Below are 20,787 nucleotides of genomic sequence, written 5' to 3' on the forward strand. Positions count from 1 at the left end.
ATCTAATTCTTTTGCTTTTTCTTTTCTAATATTTATTACAAAATCTATAACTTTTTCCATTGCTTTTGCTGTAATTAGATAATGCTCTTTTGACACGGCTAATGATTTCTCTTGATCAATTTCAATAAAACCTAACTCAATAAGTTTTGGAATCCTTTTAGAAACAAATTGAAAAGACATATCATTTAGTTCACCTAGTTTTTTTAAGGGTAATGAAATTGGAGAAAATTGTCGCAATGAATAAAGAATTTTGAACTCATCAAAATCAACTTGTAAAAGTGCCGTTCGCTCAATTTCTTGAATTTTCTCTACTAACTCTTTATTTGAAACCGATATTTTACATTTTTTTATTTGTCCTTCTTTCAAACAATTTGGGCAGTTCATCTCATATAATTCAAATTGTTTAAGCAATTCAAAATTGTACTCATGTCCATTTTCACATTTTAAAACCTGTGTTGAGTTATAATGCTCACGAATTATATGATTTAAACTAAATCTAGAATCACTATAATATTTTCTATGTTCAGCATCCTTAGGTCTACCATAATTTAGATTATGTTTTCTACATAGACCATAGTCAAGAGCAAAAAGAGTTGAAGAAATATTACTTTTATCTTTTAATTTATTGTAAGTACTTAAAAACCCATTTAACTCTAAATTATTTAATAAAGAAGAAAAATCATCATTTACAACAAAATGACTTGTTGGCTGATTTGGTACTTTAAAAATTGTTGCTCTTGACTTTGAAATATTTTGTTTGTTAAATTTTTGCTTATCAATGATTTTATTTAGTAAACTTAATTGATTTGCAATATTTACTTTATCAGAAAAAGGCCTAGTTATATAGGGATTTGCTTCAAAATAACTCTCTGTAATCTCTTCATAATACCTTTGAGCTGCATTTCCTAAACTAGCTTTCGTTATTTTTGAATTATGAATTAAATTAGAATCATAACAATATGATAAAATATAACCTAACTTTCTAGGAATGTTCATTGAAACCTCAAAGAGAGTTTCGTGAATATCTTCTTTTTTAATATCAAAAAAATCATAAAAATTACTTTTAAAAAAGAAGAACTTAGATCTAGTATCAATCAAACGTTTATTATAATCTAATGCAAGCTCTTCCATTCTTGTAATAGATTTATAAATATTAAAAGCTTCAAAGAAATCAAGGTGAATAAAATCAATTTTCGACCTATCGATTTTGCCCAAATATAATCTACCTCTGTAAGTAGCAATTTTAAATTTTATAAAATTCTCCGACAAATTATTTAGTGGGGCTATAAAATGATTGACAAAAATAACCTGAGCATCATAATCAATCTCAGAAAAATCATCTAAATAAATATATAAATTTCTGATATTTAGAATTTTTTTTATCGCTGTAAGATTATCAATTAACAAGCTTTTTACATTAAAAAAATTTAAAAATATATTATTAAATTCTTCTTTGATTTTTTGCCCATTACCATTCTGATATTTTAAGTTTGTCGATGGATTCTTTGAAAGAGATAAATCAAAATTTACATTTTCACTATTAGTGACCTCTAATTCTGTTCCAATAGTTGAAAATAAATTTATGTCTATTTTTTCAAATGCCGAATCAAGTTCTTTCTCAATTTTATCTAATTCAATCTGTATTGATAGTATTTTTTCAGTATCAAGACCAAATGCTTTTTCAAAAATATTAAACGACAAATGGTTTTCAATTCTTTTTTTTACTTCTACAATTATTTCCTTTAGAAAATTTTTATAAAGTAAAAATTTAGTCAATTCATCTCTTGAAACATATGTTTCATTTTCGTATTTTAATGTAGGAGTTGCTCTATCATAAATTGTTTTTACGTCGAGATAAAGTGGAAAAACATTTTTATTTTCAATTTGATCATTAATTGATTTTTGAAATATAGTTGATTTGCCGGTCCCTTTTCTACCAATTATAATTGTTGTATTAGGCAAATTAACTTTATCATTTACAGCATTTTCAGGAAATAAATCAGTATAAACTTCATTTATTAAATTATTCCCTTCTTTATCAAAAAGTTCTGCTTTTTGATTAAGTTTCAATGATTCTGTAAATGCAAAAAATTCTTTAATATTTTCCATATAATTATTTATCTAACGAATTATAACACTACTTTATAATTAGAATAGTTGTTCATGTCGGGTTTGAAAATGCAATATAACAAAATTCTCACAAACTCATTGCTGTAGTTTTTCTGCCTATTTTTATAAAATTTCAACTTTTTAAAACTCAAACTTCAATTGTACCGAAACACTTTTTTGAGGCAAAGTAGTTTTGGTTTTTTCTTCGTTGTTTAAGTTGTGGATGGAAATTCCTAGTAGTCGCACGGAGTTTCTCAAACGCTCTTGATAGAGTAAATCTTTGGCAACGTCTAAAATGATGTTTTTGTCGTTTACAAAATACGGTAAGGTTTTGCTTCGGGTTTGTAAAGTGAAATCAGAATATTTTATTTTTAGTGTGATGGTTTTTCCTGAGATTTTGCTTTTTTGTAGGCGTTTTTCTAATTCTTTGGCAATACTTTGCAAACGTTCTTCCATGAAAATTTCAGAGGATAAATTCTCGCCAAAAGTACGTTCCGCTCCTACTGATTTTATCTTACGATTAGGTTTTACAGCACTGTTATGTATGCCACGCACAATTTGGTAATAATGAAAACCGCTGTTACCAAAATGTTTCTCTAAATATTCCAACGATTTTTGCTTTAAATCGTAACCTGTGAAAATACCCAACTGATACATTTTTTCAGCCGTTACTTTTCCAACGCCGTAGAACTTTTTAATATCTAATTTTTCTAAAAACGTTTCTACTTCATCTGGATTTACCGTTTTTTGTCCGTTCGGTTTGTTGTAATCGGAGGCGATTTTAGCTACGAATTTATTCACGGAAATTCCAGCCGAAGCAGTTAGTCCAACTTCTTCAAAAATGCGCTTTCTGATTTCTTGTGCAATTAATGTCGCACTCGGATTTCCTTTTTTATTTTCGGTAACATCTAAATAGGCTTCATCGAGCGATAATGGTTCGACTAAATCGGTGTAATCGTGGAATATTTTTCTGATTTTCTTCGAAATTTCTTTGTAGCGATCAAATCTTGGTCGCACAAAAATTAAATCGGGACACAATTTCTTGGCTTGAATGCCGCTAATCGCACTTCGAACACCAAATTTTCTCGCTTCGTAACTTGCTGCTGAAACTACACCACGAACTTCGCTTCCGCCAACCGCCAAAGGTTTTCCTTTCAACTCTGGATTATCCATTTGCTCTACCGATGCATAAAACGCATCCATATCAACGTGAATTATTTTTCGGTAGTGCTCGCTCATAAATTATTCGGTAGGAAAAAAGAAACTCATTGGTTTTCTAAAGAAATGTTGCTTTATCGAAGTAATAATCGGGCGTAACTCTGCCAACGGAATATTGCGGGAACGAAACGCCAATCCAAGCGACAAACCAAAACTTACTAAAAAGTTCACAAAACCAATAATTCCGATACCTAAAATACCCCAAAACAACATTGCATTGTTCACCATATAATCGGCACCGTAAATAGCTAAGGCCAAGTTTCCGCTAGCAAATGTAATGTGTCGAATGTCTAAATTCAGTCCTAAAAACAAACCTACAGAAGCCGTACTTCCTAAGAAAACTCCGAACCAAAAGTTGGAAATAATTCCTGCCCAATAACGTTCGTACCATTTCGAGATTTTTTCGGCTTTTGCTTTTCCGAAATTCAATTTTAGTAATGGATGTTCTTTGATTCGGTAATACACATCAAAATGCTTATCGCGATTTGCAATACTTCCCGAGATAATTCCCGACAAGAACAAGAAAAAACCTGCAATAGCTGCATGAAAAATCGCCATGGAATGCACTGGACTTAAATCTGTGACTAGTTTTTCCCATTTGGTTTCGGCAATATTGTAATCAAACGCTAAATCGATTAGCCAAATTCCTAAAAACGCCACTGGAAAAGCCATTACAACATTTCCCACAAAAGCAATAAACTGCGAACGGAATAATCGGGCGAATAAAATAGCAAAACTTTTATGTTTTTCTCCATCTCCGTTGGCTTGCTTTTTTAAACCATCTTCAAGAGCATTGATTAAAGCAGCTGCGGTCATTGCTGGTTGTTTGGTGGCTAAAGTAAATCCTAAAACATAAATCGCAATAAAACCAAACGAATAATTCATGCTATACAAAAATGCCTGACCAAAGTAACTGCTATCGGCTTTGGAAAGCATGATTTTAATGATACATAAAAAACCAACAATCAATCCGCCGCCCAGCGCTGCATACAACATTTTGAAATATTCGGTTTTGGATTCCGTAATGTAATGCTCGCCTGTTTTTGCGGTATGTTGCGTGATTTCGTACGACAACAACTGCGTACTTTCGTTAAATAACTTTCTAACGTTGGTTTTTAAACAATTGTATTTAATGAGTTTTATCGCTAATTCAATTGATTTTGCTTTTTTGTCTTCGGGTTTATCAATTACTAAAAGCGGCATCAAAACACCAACACGATACAATTGTTGTTTGATGCGCAACAAGTTTTGGTTCACACGTAGTGAAATTCCGTATTTAGAAGAGTTTTGAAAAGCTTTCTCGACAAATTCGTTACATTGTTTATACAACACCAATAATTGCTTGTAATTGATATCAGATGAAGTCGTGTAAAATTCAGATTCTTTATTGCGAATCGTATTTTCAATTGCGTACAATTCTTTCTCAAAAGCCGCAAACGGACTTTCCAAACCTGCATATTCAGGCACCATTTTCATTACATCAGATTCTAAGGCTCTTCCGCTGGTTCTTTGCGAAAGTAGATTGATGGCTTGCATCACCTCATACAAAGGCGAATTGACAGCAACAGTTTCGTAGATTGTCTCAAATTGAAACAATTCAAAAAGGATTTCTAACTCAGCAATCGGAATCTTATTTATCCAAACCGGATCAGAATCCACATAAAAAACCTGATTTAAAACATATTGCAAAGTATCTTTTGGTGCTTGATACGGTAAAACTTTTGCAAAAACGCGCTTTTTAACTTCGTAGAAAAAATCGGTATCCTGAAGAATTCCGGCATCGGTTAAAATGGCATCGAAATTTTTACTTTGTAAAACCGTTTGCAAATACGCCACAAAGTTGATTCGTTCCTCATTGTTAATTGTAAAAAACTCGACAATAGGAAAAAGACTTATTTGTTCTGGTTTTTTTGGATTTCTTGGACGAATAGCGTTAACCAATTGAACTAAAATATCAATTTCGTTTTCTTCGTTGCGCCACAACTGCAATTCGTTAAAATATTTCTTAAGAATTTCGTCGGGAGAAAGATGATTTTTACTTGTAAATAAATTCATAATTTTGGTCATAGATTCGTAAAGATACAAAGAGAAAGTATTTTTTAGTAATTTAGATGCCTAAATAAATATTAAATTTTGACAGAAATAGAGCGTAAATTTTTAGTCACGTCAACCGATTTTATATCGGAAAGTACGGCTCAGTTTAGAATTGTGCAAGGCTATTTGAATTCGAATCCAGAGCGAACCGTTAGAGTTAGAATCAAAGATAATAAAGGTTTTTTAACGATAAAAGGTAAGGGAAACGAATCGGGCATGAGCCGTTTTGAGTGGGAAAAAGAAATTACAATTTCAGAAGCCGAAGTCTTGTTGTCACTTTGCGAAAAAGGCGCTATTGATAAAATTCGCTACGAAGTTCCTATGGGAAATCACACCTATGAAATAGATGTTTTTTCAGGTGAAAACGAAGGTTTAATCGTGGCAGAAATTGAACTACAATCAGAAACTGAATCTTTTGAAAAACCAAATTGGTTAGGGAAAGAAGTCACTTCTGACGAACGTTATTACAATGCTTATTTAAGTAATAATCCTTTTAAATCTTGGTAATATGAAAACACTTTTGGGAATATTTGCACTAGTTTTATTGTTTGCTTGCGGTTCAAACACCGTAATTTATCCTGACAAACCGAAAACCAATCACGAAACCTTTAGCTACAAAGAAGGCGATACTACGTATGTGATGCAGAAATATTTTTTGGTGATGCTAAAAAAAGGTCCTAATCGCGAACATTCGAAAGAAGAAGCGGCAGAAATTCAGAAAAAACATATGGAACACATCAATTGGTTAGCAAAAACAAATAAAATTAGCATCGCTGGTCCATCTGATAAACATGAAACTATTGCAGGATTTTTGCTTTTCAATACCGAAACTTTAAAAGAAGCGGATAGTTTGGCGAATCTTGACCCAGCGGTTAAAGCAGGAAGATTAGTTGTGGAAACGGTGCCTTGGTGGGCTTCAAAAGGAAGTAAATTGAAATAATTATTCTACGATTTCTAAACTCACGCGTAAAAGCGAGCGTCCGTTATTGTGCGAAATATCTAAAAAGGGACGTTTTGCCAAATCGATTTCTCTTCCTCTAGTATGAGGTCCTCTATCATTGATGGTTACGATGACGCTTTTGTTATTCGCTAAATTGGTTACTTTAACTTTGGTCCCAAATTTTAGTGTTTTATGCGCAGCCGTATATTTTTTGTTACTAAAAACTTGTCCGCTTGCGGTTCTTCTTCCGTTTAATTTATCGGAATAATGCGAAGCTTCTACGTTTTTCTTGTATAATTTTGTTTTTAGATTGGCTATAGAATCGGCAACTCGAATGGTGTCTGATTTTTTTATCGAATCTAAAAGTTGAAGGGAATCTTTTTTCTTAACGGTATCATATAAAGAAGCTTTTCTAACGAAACCAGATTTTGTATCGTTAGAAAAGCTTACCAATGCAGTAACAAGTAATACAAATGCTATTATTAGGATATTTTTCTTCATAATTTATTGATTTTGTAAACTTATTACCAAAGACTGTACCAAATACTAGTTGAACCAGTTAGCCCAAGGAAGTCTTGATAAGATTAACACTAAACCTAATGTATAGAAAACGGCAATCTTTTTGAATTTTCCGTTGTTACTTTCTTCTTTTTTGTGTTTTGACCAACCAATTGTAATTAACACTAAAGCGATAATGTTAATTAATGGATGTTCTAACGAAGTTAAACGCATAGCAGCGTCTTTCATGTTTCCTAATTGAGCAGAACCTAATGGAGAAACAAAATACAAAATCAAACCTACTAACAATTGAATATGGCAGATGATTAAGGTGAATAAAGACAATCGTAAGTCTTTATCAGTAAATAATTTTTTAGAAGTTAATCCAAAAATGGCATTAATTGAAGCTAATACTAAAAGCCCTAAAGCGGCATAAGCTAAGATAGAGTGAACGGATTGAATAGTTTCGTACATACCTAATTTATTTTAAAGTGAACTACAAATATAGGAAATTAAAAACCCCTTACCCAAAAAAATGAATAAGAGGTTGTAGTAATCAACTTTAAATTACTAGAAATTATAACGCAACGTAAAATTCCAAGTTCTTCCTAAACCAAAATATCCTTGGTTACCATCAGCTATCCCTTTGTAAACTCTTCCGGCAGATTGGTATGTAGGACCAGAATTACCACTAATAAATGCGTCTGTTTTAATATTAGATGTTAATTCAGACAAATAAACTTCATCAAATATATTATTCATATTAAATCTAAAATTAATTGAATTTTGCTTGTCTTTACCAACTAACATTTTATAAGAAATACCCGCATCTACTAAATCATAGCTAGGTAATTCTAAATTATCTTTAGCCGCAACGTTTGCATATAATTTATCATAGTTTCTCCAATCTGCATCAATTGAAAAGTTTTTAACAAACTCATATTTAGCCCCTAATCCCCATGTAGTTTGAGCAGCATCTCCAACTTTTCCACCATCTAAATCTGTTTCTGTTACTAATAAAGGGTTTAAATTCTCGTCTCTTTTTGTGCTTATTGCTTTATCTGCATATTCCCAATTACCCATAGAAACAAAACCTTTTACATCTATATTTGAAGTTGGTTTGAAAACAAAATCTAATTCTAAACCAGCATGAACTTGTTTAACACCTTGATTTTCAGTAAAAATTATATCCCCCGCAAGTACTGGAGTTGTACCAATAGTTCCATTAGTAGCTTGAACTGCTGAAGTAGTCACAACTCTATCTTCCCAAGTAGTTCTGTAAGCATTTAAACTTCCTGAAAACATTTTCGATTTAAAAGTATATCCAGCCTCTAGACCTAATACCTTTTCATTTTCAGTTAATGGATTTACTTGATTTGTAAAGTTTAAGTATATGTTATCGTGGTATGGTTGACGAGAATAGTAACCCGCATTTGCATACACTGAATGTTTTTCAGCAAAATTATAAGCAGCTCCTCCTTTTACATTATATCCTACATTAGAAACTTTTTCAGAATCTTGATAGTCATCTTGATAGTCATAATAATCAAATCTTTGGTGCGATTGATTAGAAATAGCTCCTTGGAAAAAAGCTGAAAAATTATCATTTGAATACTCTAATTGGCTAAAAACCCCTCCGTAAGAAATAGTTTCAGAATAATCATAATCTATCTTTTGATTGTCATCAGCAGTGTTAAAAAATGCATACCAAGGATTAATATTGTAAGATTGAGTTACTGTATTTGTCCCTAAAGGTAAAGAACTGTTTGAAAAGTGTGTATTATCTCTTAATCTTCTTGTCTCATACCAACTATTAAGACCTAAGAAATTACTAACTTGACGATAGTGATCGCCATTGTATGTGCGTAAATCTAACCCAAAATTCAAATTTAAGTTTTCATTTAATTCTTTTTTGAAATTAGTAACTAAACCATACCAGGCATGGTTATTCATTGATGCCCTAATTACATAATTATTATTTCTATTTGGATCTGAAGACTCATTAGAACCTATACCATCAGTATCTGCAATATTATTTGCATAAATTGCATCAAAATCTACATAACCTTCAGGTGTAGTTCTTTTACCACGACCATAATTACCTGTTCCACCTCCTCGTCCCCAAGAAGCATAAAGAACAGTTGATAAAGATGTAGTTTCATTGATGTTAAAATCCCAGTTTAAATTTGCTACCGGCTTGTGGTAAAAATTTGTTCTTTCTGAAAGATAATTTCCATTTAAAGTTCCCCAGTTATTATTGTATTTTCTACCATATTGTAAGTATGAACTAATCGTTTTTGTGAAATTTTGATCGTGAGATTGTGGAGCACCAGTAATCAAGAAGTTGAAATTATGTTTATCGTTTGGTTTGTATCCAAAAGAAATAAAATAGTTTTGACCTTCACCTCTTGTTCCTTGGTTATAACCATCTCCTTGCCAGTGTGACATCATAATGCTCATACCAAATCCTTTTGCATTCATACCTGTGTTGTATGCTGCTGTAGATTTAAAATAATCGCTATTTGCAACACCCATTGAAACAAAGCCGCCTTCTTTTTTATCGGTAGCTTTTGTTACAAAGTTAACAGTTCCTCCTACTGAAGAAATAGCTAATTTTGAAGATCCTAAACCTCTTTGTACTTGAATAAAATTTGCAATATCCGACATTCCAGACCAGTTAGACCAGTACATTTTACCATCTTCCATTCCATTAATTGGTTGTCCATTTAAAAGAAAGGCTGTATTATCTTGTTGAAAACCACGAACTGTAATTCTTGAATCACCATAACCTCCAGATTGTCCTGCGACATAAACAGACGGTGTATTAACCATTGCTTGTGTTACATCTGCAGTACCAACTTTTTCTTGAATTTCAACAGCTTTAATAGTAGAAACTGCTATTGGTGTCTTACGCTCTTTAGCAACGTCAATAATTCCTTTACCAATAACAACAACTTCTTGTAATTGACTAGCATCTGTTAGCAATACGATATTACCTAAGTCTACCGAGTTATTAGAAATATTAAATGAAATCGTCTTAGTTTCAAAACCTAAATATGAAATAACAATTTGTCCCGATTTAACCTCAGTTGATAATTCAAATTTACCATCAAAATCTGTTGTAGTGCCTTTTGCAGTGCCTTTTATTGTAATACTTGCACCTGAAAGTGGTTGATTAAACTCTCCGTCTATAACAGTCCCTGTAACCTTAGATTGAGAAAACACATTTAAGGCTGATATAAACATAAACCCAAAAAGTAAAGCATTTTTAAAAATTTTCATCAGATATATTTTTTAAATATTTTCTGCAAATTTCTAACATGAATGTAGCTCTACTGTTAAATTAAATTTATTAAAATGTTTCAATTAATTAATAAATGATTAACAAATACTATTGAAGGATATAAAAAATCCTCAATCAAAGATTGAGGATTGAAATATTTTACCTTGAGTACTAAGAAAGATAGTTTTTCAACAAAAATGATGTTGAGCTATCGTGATTTTTCACTTCTTTTGACTCGATTTCGTCTAAAATAGAATTGGCTAATTGTTTTCCTAATTCCACACCCCATTGATCATAACTGAAGATGTTCCAAATGATACCTTGTACGAAAATCTTGTGTTCGTACATGGCAACTAAAGCACCTAATGACTCTGGCGTTAATTTATTGATAAGAATGGTATTCGTTGGTTTATTTCCCGAAAACACTTTGAAAGGTAATAGAAAATCGGCTTTTTCACCTGAAATTCCTTGTTTCTCGAATTCCGCTTTTACTTGCGCTTCAGTTTTACCCATTAACAACGCTTCGGTTTGCGCAAAGAAGTTTGACATCAACTTGTCGTGATGGTCTTTATTTCCGTAAAGCGATTGTTTGAATCCGATGAAATCTGTTGGAATTAATTTAGTTCCTTGATGAATCAATTGAAAAAAAGCATGTTGCGAATTTGTTCCAGGTTCGCCCCAAATGATGGTTCCAGTTTGATAATTTACTGGTTTTCCGTCTCTACCAATACTTTTTCCGTTACTTTCCATGATACCTTGTTGCAAGTAAGGTGCTAACTTTTGTAAATATTGGGTGTACGGAATTAAAGCTTCACTTTCGGCACCAAAAAAGTTGTTGTACCAAATGCTTAATAAAGCTAAAACTACCGGAATATTTTTATCGAAAGATTCGTTTTTGAAATGTTCGTCCATTTCGTTGGCGCCTTTCAATAATTTATCGAAATTATCAAATCCAACTGCTAAACTTACGGATAAACCTACCGCGCTCCATAACGAAAAACGACCTCCAACCCAATCCCACATAGGGAAAACGTTATCGGGATTAATTCCGAATTCAGTTACTTTTTGGATATTAGTTGAAACTGCTACGAAATGCTTCGCCACATCGTCTTGTGAAGCGGATTGTAAAAACCAACTTCTTATAGTTTCAGCATTGGATAAGGTTTCTTGCGTAGTGAAGGTTTTAGAAACGACTACAAATAAAGTAGTTTCTGGATTTAATTTCTTGATAACTTCGTTAACGTGATCGCCATCTACATTAGAAACAAAATGAACGTTTAAATGATTTTTATAGAATTGTAAGGCTTCTACAATCATCGCTGGACCCAAATCAGAACCACCAATTCCAATATTTACGACATCGGTAAATGGTTTTCCTGTGAATCCTTTTTTATTTCCTGAGACAACTTCGTTAGAGAAATTCTTAATTTTATTTTTAACCGAATATACTTCTGGCATTACGTTAACGCCATCGACCAAAACATTAGCTGATTCTTTTGCACGAAGCGCCGTGTGTAAAACCGCTCTATTTTCGGTTTGATTGATTAAATCTCCTTGAAAATAACTCGAAATCGCTTGTTTTAATTGGACTTCGTTGGCTAAATTCAATAATAAATCTAATGTTTCTTGATTGGCAATATTTTTTGAATAATCTACTAAAAAATCATTCCATTGTATGTGAAATTTTTCTGCTCTATTTGCATCGTAAGCAAACAAATCTTTCATGGAAGTTGCCTGCATTTTTTCGAAATGCGATTGTATGTTTTGCCAAGCAGCAGTTTGCGACGGATTTATTTTTGGTAGTGCCATTATTCTTTAAATTTTACTGCAGTTATACTATCCAATTCTTTCTTTAAAGGAGCAATATGCGCTAAATATTTTTGTTTATGAGAGTCATTCATCGGTTCGGCATTTGGCAATTTTAGCCTAAGCGGATCTACTTGAACGCCATTTTTCCAAAAACGATAACAAACGTGTGGTCCGGTTGCCAAACCTGTGCTTCCTACTTTACCAATTACTTGTCCTTGCGAAACACGTTGTCCATTTCTCACCGATATTTTCGACATGTGTAAATATTGCGTAGAATAAGTTGAGCTATGGCGAACTTTTACGAAATTTCCATTTCCAGCGGTATAACCTGTTCGTTCTACAACGCCTGAAGCAGTTGTTTTAATTGGCGTTCCATGAGGTGCAGCGTAATCGGTTCCATTGTGTGCTTTGAAACGCATTTGAACTGGGTGGAAACGTCTTCCAGAAAAACGCGATGAGATTCTGAAATAATCCAACGGAGCTTTTAAGAACATACTTTTTAAACCTTTTCCGTTTTCATCATAAAAATCTTCATATTTTTGATTTTCAGATAATTTATATGGAAAAGCGAAGATTTTCTTGCCTTTATGCTCAAAATAAGAAGCTTCAATACTTTCAACTCCAACATAAATAGAATCGTCAATATAGCGTTCGTTTATCGTAACAGCAAACTTATCTCCCTTTTGAATTTTAAAGAAATCGACTGTATAAGCATAAATATTGGCTAATTTATTGGCTAATCCACCGCTAACTCCAGCATTGCTTAAAGTTTCAGATAGCGAACCTTCTATTTCAGCAGCCACAACCCTTCTTTTTAAAGTTGTTGGCTTTTGTTTGTTAGACACAACGATAGAATCTCTAAAATCAACAACTGTAAAATTAATTCGGTCTTCTATGTAAACTAAAGCTTGAAGCGTATTAGGCTTTTTCTTATCGAGAAACATGATATATGGTTTCCCAGCTTTAATTCTTCTTACATTGAACGAATCTTTTACTTTTTCGGTAACATCATGAATTCGTAAGCTGTCTTTTAGCGGATATTTTTCTAAAAGTTTACCAAAAGTATCGCCAGAACGAATTGTATCTCTAACCACTTTAAAGTCGTTAAAAGTAAATCCGTACTCTTTTATAATGGGTTCTTTTTTTACTACTGCTTTTTTTGCTTTTTCTGATTCTTCTTTTGAATTACAAGCGGTAAAAAAAGTAACAAATAAAATGGCTAATACTAAATATCTCAATGTTTTTTTGTTTTGTGCGTAATGCGGTTATTCTCCCCAGTTATCTAATTCTTCTTTTGTCCATAATTCAGGGAAGAATATTCTTTTTTGGTATTTTGGTAACATGTATTTTTTCCAATCGCTTCCACCTGTAGCTTCGTGATTTCCTGGAACACTCTCGATGTATTTTTTTGCTGCATTAAAGTGACCCATTACCCAAGTAATATTAACGGTTTTGTCGTAATGACGCATTGCAGCAACTAATTCAGGGTTTTGTTGATCTACTTCTGGCAATTGTTTGAATTTTCTCCACAAGTTAATGGTGTTGTATTCTTCCATCCAATCTAAGAACACTTTTTTGTATTTTCTTTCGAATTCTAGAATTAAATAGGACTTTTCGCCAGTATGATAATCTTTTCCAGCCGCTTGCCAATATAAATGTTCAAAAGCGTGCTCGTATGGTGTATTTCTGTCGATTGTAGCTCTAAAACGGTTGTCGATTAAATTAATCAAATCAGTTGAACTAAATTCAATTAAACGATATTGTGCAGACTGGAAACCACTTGCTGGAGTTAATGTGTTTCTGAATTTTAGATATTGTTCAGGCTCCATTCCGTCTTTCATGATGTCGAAAGAAGTGGTAAGCATATCGAAATAACGACTAATTCTTCCTAATTTTTCGGTAAAATAATCGGTTGTTGGTTTTTCGTTATGACACAATTGGTTCATTTCCCAAAGAATCATTTTGAACAACAATTCATTTACTTGATGATACATTACAAACACCATTTCGTCTGGCAAAGTAGTTCTTTGTGTTTGAAGACTCAAAAGTGCATCGGTTTGGATATAATCCCAATACGTAATGGGTTTAGCCCAAAGCAAACCTTCTAAATGAGTGGATGTGTTTTGATTTATTGCTTCAAATTTATCATGAAGTTGATCTAATTGTTCTTTAATTTTGGGAGTAACTTCCATTATTTTTCTACTTTAACTTTGAATGAGTGTTTCAAACCTTTAAAAGCTTCTAAATCGGCTTTAATAGAACCAACAGCTAAACTTGCCTTTAAACGGATTGGAATTTTATTGTCATCGTCTGAAATCCAAACGGTTAAGCTTTCTTCTTCTTTAAAAACCCTTCCCGCTTGCACGTAAGGTTTAAAAATCATACAAGAAACTTTTCCAAATTTAGTTTTTATATCTTCTCTACCAATAAATTTTAACTTAAACTTTGTGGTTTCATCATCAAAAAACATATCAATTGTGATAGATTCACCCACTTTTAATTTGTCAATTTTAGGATGATTTCTAAGATAATAGAATGAAGACACGATATCCTGCACCTCTTCTGGAACAGAAAAAGTCTTTTCGGTTTTATGTTTATAGTCTTTCACCAAAACGGTATTTCGATCTTGATTAAAAAACCCTTCTTGATTTTTTGTGTAGCCACCTTCATTAATTTTTCTAACAAACTGATAAGGTTTTCCAGTTTGTTTGTCGATATAACTTTCATAATTATCTTCAACTTCAAAGAAAAATTTAGCCATGCCTACAGTCCAGCCCTTTCCAACCACGTGATGAACCTTTTTGTTGTTTTTTACAGCTTCTTTAATCTCTAAGGAAGCATAACCAGCATTAACTAAACCATAATGAATTCGGAGCTTGAACCACTCTCCCGTTGTAAATGCATTTTCTTGTTCTACGAAAGAGTTTGTAGTAACAAAAAGAATAAGTAGCAAGACGATTTTTTTCATAGTTTATTCATTTTTAGAAATGAAAATGCAATTTCTGTTCCAAAAATACTAAAACAAAAAAACCCAGTCAAAAATATGACTGAGTTTTTATGCTATTAACCAACCAAAAAACTATAAATTATGAAAATTTATTACAAAGCAAGGCAAACTACCTCCTTGTTTTGCGAGTGCAAAGGTATACATGTTTTTAAATTATTCTCAATAAAAAATAAACTTTAACATATTTTTATCAAAAATGACACTACTACAACGTTGTATTTTGATGATTGTTTAATAAAATTGTGTTTTTATAGCGTTCCTCGCAATTCTTGCTCACGTTCAATTGACTCAAAAAGGGCTTTAAAGTTACCTGCACCGAATCCTCTAGCACCCATTCTTTGAATAATTTCGAAGAAAAGAGTTGGACGATCTTCAACTGGTTTGGTAAAAATCTGCAATAAATAACCTTCCTCATCAGCATCAATCATGATACCTAATTTTTGAAGTTCGTTAATATCTTCTTTGAATTTAGACATGTGGTCTTTTAATCTTTCTGGAATTGCATCGTAATATGCTTGAGGTGGTGTACTTAAAAACTCGATTCCTCTTGCACGCATTTCGGCAACTGTTTTTAAAATATCATCTGTTGCTACTGCAATGTGCTGAACTCCTTCTCCTTCGTAAAAATCTAAATATTCTTCAATTTGAGAACGTTTTTTACCTTCTGCTGGTTCGTTAATTGGGAATTTAATTCTTCCGTTACCATTAGACATTACTTTAGACATCAAAGCTGAATATTCTGTAGTAATTTGTTTGTCGTCAAATGAAAGGAAATTCACGAATCCCATAACATCTTCAAACCATTTTACTGCTTCATTCATTCTGTTCCAACCCGTATTACCTACCATGTGGTCTATATATTTTAACCCTACAGATGTTGGATTATAATCTGATTTCCATTCTTTATATCCAGGTAAAAAGATTCCATTATAATTTTTGCGCTCTACAAAGATGAAAACAGTTTCACCGTAAGCACCATAAATACCTGCGCGAACTACTTCTCCATTTTCATCATTTTCAACTACTGGTTCAAAATATGGTTTTGCACCGCGTTTTGTAGTTTCTTCAAAAGACTGACGTGCATCTTCAACCCAAAGAGCGATAACTTTAACTCCATCACCATGTTTTTTTACGTGTTCTCCAATTGGTGAATCACTATTTAAAGCGGTAGTTAACACTAAACGTATTTTGTCTTGTTTTAATACGTAAGATGCTTTGTCTTTAACTCCTGTTTCTAATCCTGCATAGGCTAAAGATTGAAATCCGAAAGCTGTTTTATAAAAATGCGCTGCTTGTTTTGCGTTTCCTACGTAAAATTCTACGTAATCTGTTCCCATTAAAGGTAAGAAGTCTTGTGCTCCTTCAAATATTTTTTCTAATCCGTATTCTACTGATTTTATTTCTTGTGACATGATTCTAATATTTTAAAAATGGTATTATTTACCAAAAAGTTGTGTTTAATTTTTTATTCTTCTAACCAAGATTGATAATACGTATCATCAGCAATACCCATAGCGTCTTCTGTAACCATTAAAGGTTTAAAAGTGTCTACCATTACCGCTAATTCTAACGTTTCTTTTTTACCAATACTTCTTTCTGCAGCACCTGGGTGTGGTCCGTGAGGAATTCCGGCAGGATGTAAAGAAATGTTTCCTGGTTTTACATCATTTCTACTCATGAAATCTCCATCCACATAATACAACACCTCATCGGCATCAATATTACTGTGGTTGTATGGAGCAGGAATTGATAATGGGTGATAATCGTATAATCTTGGAACAAACGAACAAATTACAAATGCATTTGTTTCAAAAGTTTGGTGAATTGGTGGTGGTAAATGAATTCTTCCTGTAATAGGTTCGAAATCGTGAATTGAAAACGCGTATGGATAATTAAACCCATCATATCCAATTACATCAAACGGATGTGAAGCGTAAACCATTTCAAAAATTTCGTCTTTTTTCTTTACTTTAATTACGAAATCTCCTTTTTCATTATAGGTTTCTAATTCTTCTGGACGACGAATATCTCTTTCGCAAAATGGCGAATGTTCTAATAATTGTCCGAACCAGTTTCTGTATTGTTTTGGAGTGTAAACTGGCGAATGTGATTCTACGATAAACAAACGATTGTCTTCGGTATCGAAATCCATTTTATAAATCATTCCTCTTGGAACTACTAAATAATCACCATAACTGAAATCTAAATTTCCTAACATGGTTCTTAGTTTTCCTGTTCCTTTGTGAATGAAGATTACTTCGTCTGAATCGGTGTTTTTGTAAAAATAATCGGTTGTAGATTTTCTTGGTGCTGCTAAAACGATGTGACAATCTGAATTCGTTAACACAATTTTTCTACTTTCTAGAAAATCGTCTTGTGGTTCAATTTCAAATCCTCTTAATTTATAAGACTGAATGTTATTTGTCTTTGCGATTTTTGGCGCAACACTGTATTGTCTTCTAATTTCTTTAACCTGAGTTGGTCTTTGTTCGTGATATGAATTGGTTGACATTCCGTCAAAACCAACCGTTCCGAACAATTGCTCGTAATACAAATCACCGTTTGGTTTGCGGAATTGTGTATGACGCTTGCGAGGAATTTCTCCTAATTTATGATATATTGGCATTTCTTTAAGTTTAAAAGTTATAGGTTTAAAAGTTTAAAAGGGTTTCTATTAAAACTTTTTAATTAAAACAAAAAGAAAATTTCTCACTCAGGATTTCTCTTGATGAGGAATTTCAAATATGCAAGTAAACCCGTCCAATGTTTCATCATCACAAATATCGGAATTTTTTTTTAAACTACAATTAAAACCAAAATCCTACTGAAAACCAAGTATGATGATCTTTTGTTTCGGGCGACCAAGAATGTTTAATTTCAACTGGACCAATTACCGTTTCCATACCATAACCAAATGAATAGCCTGAATAATTTGGTTCAACTAACCACGTGTCTAAGGTGTCAAAAATTTTATTTCCAACATTAGCAAAGTTAGCACTAAAATTCAAATGATGCTTCTTAAAAATTTCATAATCTGCTGTTAATAAAAGCTTTACGTAACTATCTCCAGCCAAACTCAAAAAATCATACCCTAAAAAAGGCTTTATATTATTTACTTGTTGAAATCCGTAGCCTCCTAAGATAAAATCAAAATAAGAAACACTTCTTTCTCCAATAGCAAAACCTCCTTCTGTTTGAAGTTTGAATGTCATGTTTTTAAAAACAGGTTGTGCGAAACCAAAATCGGCTTTGGCAACTGAAAATCGTTCAAAATTATTTTTGTAGTCAGATGAATAAATATAAGAACGTATTTCAGAATTAAAATTCCAACCCGTTCTTGGAAAATATTTTTTATCAAACGAATCATACTTCATAAATCCAAAAACCGACAAATAATTACTGCTTTCAAAAACAGGATCTGTGTTTTCTAGTGTTTCCGATTCTAATCGTAGAAATTTAAATTCTAAACCGCCGCCTAATGAAAATTTTTGAGCAAAAATAGTTTGCAAATAGGCTTGATTACTCAAGTCGAAAAAATCTACATTAATGGCACTAGCAGTGGTGTTAAAAATAGCGTCATCAGCAATATTACTCGTAATATTTCTATTAAATGTGGTTAATTTAGAATTGAATCCAAAGCTCCAATAAAATCCATTATCAATATAATAATCAAAGTTATATCGTATATTATCACCTAAAATAACATCTAATGAAGCTACATCATTTTTAACAATTAATCGCTTTTTAGTATAGTTTAATAAAATCCCGCTTTTAAATAAATCATCATAATGTAATCCGAACTTTAGAAACGTATTATTCTCATTTTCTTTCAATTGCAAGATTAATTTATCGCCATCTTGCATTTTTTCAAACGAATAATTAATGGCACTAAAGTTTTGAGTAGCATTTAAGTTTAAAATTCCCTTTTGTAATTGACCTATTGAAATTTTAGTATTCCTTTTAAATTTTAATTTACCAATAATGTACGCTCTCGTATAATTTTCAAGTTTATTAAAAACGATATCCTTGATATAAATTGAATCTTGAACAACTATTTTGTTATCATTTTTGGCACTAGAATTTCCAAACGGAGCTAGTTCTCTAACAAACTCTAAGGCTTTCTCTTTTCCTTTTCCAATAATTTCTTTTCCTTTATCAAATGCAACCACTGTATAACCTTTGATATCAGGTTTGATATAAATATCAGTCGCTTTTTGCTTTCCTTCCATTTTTTCAATCATGGAAAAATTATTGATTTGCGCTAAAACCGAAGTAACTCCTTTTAATTCTTCTCTTGTTTTTAACCCGTCCTGAACGTCAACTCCGATAATAATATCAATTCCTCTCGCTTTTAATTCCTCGATTGGATAATTATCTACAACACCACCGTCAATTAAAACCCTTCCGTTTATTTCAACTGGACTATACAAAGTAGGTAATGCGCCACTTGCAATCATATTTTGAGCTAATACTCCCGAATCTAAAACAATTTTTTCACCTGTTTCAGCATCTGTTGCTATACATAAAAATGGAATTGGAAGCTTATCAAAATCTCTTACGTGACTTACATGTTGTGTTAAAGAAGAAATCAGATTGAAATTATATAATCCTTTAGACAAACCAGAAGGCAGGCCCAATTTGAATTTATTAAATGGAAGTGTTAAGGCATAAATCTCATCGTTACGCTTTTCATAAAACGATTTCGAACCTCTTGGTGTAAAATCTTGAAGTAAAGCATCAACATCGACATTAGAAAAAATAGAATCCAATTGCTCTGCATTATAGCCAGAAGCGTACAATCCACCAACAATCGCACCCATACTGGTTCCAGACACATAATCAACTTTTATACCAAGTGAATCGATTACTTTTAGCACACCAATATGCGCTAATCCTTTTGCACCACCACCACTAAGCACAAGTCCTACTTTTGGTCGCGGGCTTTCTTGTCCTAAGCTGATTTGGGTTAGAAATAGTAGGCTTACAAACAAGAGGAGTTTTTTCATTTCTATTTAAGGAGTATTTTTCTTGTAAAAGTCGGAAATTTTTTTGGCTTTTGAAACACCTACAACTTCAGAAATTGCTTTTTCATCGGCATTTTGCAATCTTTTAACACTTTTGAAATGTTTCATTAAAGTAATCATCGTTTTTTCGCCAATTCCAGGAATACTTTCCAAACTATTGGTTAAAGCCGATTTACTTCGCTTGTCGCGATGATGCGTAATTCCAAATCGATGTGCTTCGTTTCGTAAAAACTGAATCACTTTCAAGGTTTCCGATTTTTTATCCAAATACAAAGGTGCTGAATCACCCGGATAAAACAATTCTTCCAAACGTTTTGCAATTCCAATAATGGCAATTTTCCCTCGTAATCCTAAATCATCAATACTTTTTAAAGCCGAAGATAATTGCCCTTTTCCACCATCAATAATAATCAATTGTGGTAAAGGTTGATTTTCATCTAGCATGCGTTTGTATCTTCTGTACACCACTTCTTCCATCGAAGCAAAGTCATTTGGACCTTCAACGGTTTTAATATTAAAATGACGATAATCTTTCTTGCTCGGTTTTCCATCTTTAAACACCACACAAGCCGAAACTGGATTGGTTCCTTGAATATTCGAATTATCAAAACATTCAATGTGTCTTGGCTCTACTGATAAACGCAAATCTTTTTGCATTTGTGCCATGATACGATTCGTATGACGTTCTGGGTCGACTATCTGAATTTGTTTTAATTGGTCTAATCGGTAAAATTTAGCATTACGTTCTGATAAATCTAAAATTTGCTTTTTATCGCCTAATTGAGGAACCGTAACTTTTACATTT

The 20,787-nt window shown here is 32.5% G+C and carries 16 protein-coding genes; 2 read left to right on the plus strand and 14 right to left on the minus strand.

The annotated features are described in order from the left end of the window. The 3 genes from L6Q46_RS03735 to L6Q46_RS03745 all read right to left on the minus strand — a co-directional run. A partial coding sequence (locus tag L6Q46_RS03735; protein ID WP_291283182.1) for a hypothetical protein occupies window positions 1-2,109 on the minus strand: 2,109 nt, incomplete at its 3' end. Between the two features lie 141 nt (window positions 2,110-2,250). Next, complete coding sequence (gene dinB, locus L6Q46_RS03740; protein ID WP_291283183.1) at window positions 2,251-3,348, minus strand: DNA polymerase IV; 1,098 nt, start codon at window positions 3,346-3,348, stop codon at window positions 2,251-2,253. 3 nt (window positions 3,349-3,351) lie between these two features. Further along, the gene (locus tag L6Q46_RS03745) at window positions 3,352-5,382 is read right to left on the minus strand and encodes a recombinase (RefSeq protein ID WP_291283184.1); all 2,031 of its coding nucleotides are present in this window, start codon (window positions 5,380-5,382) and stop codon (window positions 3,352-3,354) included. Between the two features lie 78 nt (window positions 5,383-5,460). Here L6Q46_RS03745 and L6Q46_RS03750 point away from each other — a divergent pair, with 78 nt between their 5' ends. Continuing rightward, a complete protein-coding gene (locus L6Q46_RS03750; protein ID WP_291283185.1) occupies window positions 5,461-5,928 on the plus strand; it encodes a CYTH domain-containing protein in 468 nt (155 codons plus the stop codon). A 1-nt stretch (window position 5,929) separates the two neighbouring features. Continuing rightward, a complete protein-coding gene (locus L6Q46_RS03755) occupies window positions 5,930-6,361 on the plus strand; it encodes a YciI family protein (protein ID WP_291283186.1) in 432 nt (143 codons plus the stop codon). Here L6Q46_RS03755 and L6Q46_RS03760 read toward each other — a convergent pair whose 3' ends face one another. The 11 genes from L6Q46_RS03760 to L6Q46_RS03810 form a co-directional block, all read right to left on the minus strand. Beyond that, window positions 6,362-6,862, minus strand: coding sequence for a septal ring lytic transglycosylase RlpA family protein (locus L6Q46_RS03760; RefSeq protein ID WP_291283187.1), 501 nt, complete (start codon window positions 6,860-6,862; stop codon window positions 6,362-6,364). 45 nt (window positions 6,863-6,907) lie between these two features. After that, a complete protein-coding gene (locus L6Q46_RS03765) occupies window positions 6,908-7,333 on the minus strand; it encodes a hypothetical protein (RefSeq protein WP_111566618.1) in 426 nt (141 codons plus the stop codon). A 96-nt stretch (window positions 7,334-7,429) separates the two neighbouring features. Then, on the minus strand, window positions 7,430-10,141 hold the full coding sequence (locus L6Q46_RS03770; RefSeq protein WP_291283188.1) for a TonB-dependent receptor: 2,712 nt from the start codon (window positions 10,139-10,141) through the stop codon (window positions 7,430-7,432). Window positions 10,142-10,313: 172 nt separating this feature from the next. After that, window positions 10,314-11,951: a glucose-6-phosphate isomerase gene (pgi, locus tag L6Q46_RS03775; protein WP_291283189.1), complete on the minus strand. Its 1,638-nt coding sequence runs from the start codon at window positions 11,949-11,951 to the stop codon at window positions 10,314-10,316. Further along, a complete protein-coding gene (locus tag L6Q46_RS03780; protein WP_291283190.1) occupies window positions 11,951-13,189 on the minus strand; it encodes a peptidoglycan DD-metalloendopeptidase family protein in 1,239 nt (412 codons plus the stop codon). Before L6Q46_RS03780 ends, pgi begins: the two co-directional genes overlap by 1 nt. Window positions 13,190-13,216: 27 nt before the next feature. Beyond that, complete coding sequence (locus L6Q46_RS03785; RefSeq protein WP_291283191.1) at window positions 13,217-14,143, minus strand: tryptophan 2,3-dioxygenase family protein; 927 nt, start codon at window positions 14,141-14,143, stop codon at window positions 13,217-13,219. Beyond that, window positions 14,143-14,919, minus strand: coding sequence for a DUF3108 domain-containing protein (locus L6Q46_RS03790; protein WP_291283192.1), 777 nt, complete (start codon window positions 14,917-14,919; stop codon window positions 14,143-14,145). Before L6Q46_RS03790 ends, L6Q46_RS03785 begins: the two co-directional genes overlap by 1 nt. Before the next feature lie 287 nt (window positions 14,920-15,206). Further along, a complete protein-coding gene (gene hppD / locus L6Q46_RS03795; RefSeq protein ID WP_291283193.1) occupies window positions 15,207-16,370 on the minus strand; it encodes a 4-hydroxyphenylpyruvate dioxygenase in 1,164 nt (387 codons plus the stop codon). Window positions 16,371-16,423: 53 nt separating this feature from the next. Continuing rightward, window positions 16,424-17,584: a homogentisate 1,2-dioxygenase gene (locus tag L6Q46_RS03800; protein ID WP_291283194.1), complete on the minus strand. Its 1,161-nt coding sequence runs from the start codon at window positions 17,582-17,584 to the stop codon at window positions 16,424-16,426. 181 nt (window positions 17,585-17,765) lie between these two features. Next, window positions 17,766-19,964: a patatin-like phospholipase family protein gene (locus L6Q46_RS03805; protein ID WP_291283195.1), complete on the minus strand. Its 2,199-nt coding sequence runs from the start codon at window positions 19,962-19,964 to the stop codon at window positions 17,766-17,768. Window positions 19,965-19,970: 6 nt separating this feature from the next. Further along, window positions 19,971-20,787: helix-hairpin-helix domain-containing protein (locus L6Q46_RS03810; protein WP_291283196.1), on the minus strand; the 817-nt coding region annotated here is incomplete at its 5' end.

The sequence above is a fragment of the Flavobacterium sp. genome (genome assembly GCF_023151265.1).
GTDB lineage: Bacteria > Bacteroidota > Bacteroidia > Flavobacteriales > Flavobacteriaceae > Flavobacterium.